We start from the raw sequence: 922 nt of genomic DNA on the forward strand, positions 1-922 counted from the left end.
AGATTTTATCTATGTTAGAAGAGGCTGCTGGCACAAGGATGTATGAAATGAAAAAAGACTCTGCTTTGAAGACTTTGGAGAAGAAGCAAAGCAAAGTCGACGAGATAGATAAGCTTCTCGACCAAGAAATTCTTCCTGCTCTTGAGAAGCTAAGGAAGGAGAGGATGCAGTACATGCAGTGGGCCAATGGCAATGCAGAGTTAGATCGGTTAAAAAGATTCTGTGTTGCATATGAATATGTTCAGGCAGAGAAAGTCCGAGATAACGCAGTTAGTGGAGTGCAACAGATTAAATTGAAGATTACAGAGAAAGATGATACTGCTATAAGGTTAAAAGACGAAATAGAAGAGATGGAGAAGAAGATTTCTCTCTTGACTGCTGAGAAAGAAGCACAATTAGGTGGCGAGTTACAGACCATTTCAGAAAAAGCAGATTCTTTATCATGTTCTCTAGTGAAGGAAACTTCCATTATGAAAAACCAAGGGGAGTCGCTAAAGGCGGAGAAGAAAACTGCTCAAAAGGTGACTAATGGTGGTTATTTACAGTATCTGTTGTCATAGTTTTGGTTGATATCTGTCTCTCATGTGCAAAGGCATCTGTCTCTCTGTATATTGTGTAAGATTGTACCAACATAGGTTCTAGCAGGTTTAAATATAGTGCTAATGCTTTGACAGATTGTGAAGAGTATAGAAGACATCAAGAAATCAATAGGTGAGAGGGATTCTGCTGTCCAAAAAGCCGAGGATGGTGCAGCTGATCTGAAAGAGAAAGTTGCCAATCTTGCTAAGAATTTGGAAGATTGTGAAAGAGAATACCAGGTATGCTCATTGTGTGTGGAGTTTTTAGATATAATCTCATTAGTTGCTTGTCTTATCTTACACTCAATATATAATCACTATTGGTAGGGTGTGTTAGCTGGTAA

1 protein-coding gene is annotated in these 922 nt (G+C 38.7%); it reads left to right on the top strand.

Annotated elements, in window-relative coordinates:
* Positions 1–560: hypothetical protein (locus ABF638_RS38195; RefSeq protein ID WP_435027922.1), on the top strand; the 560-nt coding region annotated here is incomplete at its 5' end.
* Positions 561–922 lie beyond the last annotated feature (362 nt).

Origin of the sequence: Nostoc sp. CALU 1950 (genome assembly GCF_051172895.1) — a bacterium.
In the GTDB taxonomy this organism is placed as follows: Bacteria; Cyanobacteriota; Cyanobacteriia; order Cyanobacteriales; family Nostocaceae; genus Nostoc; species Nostoc edaphicum_A.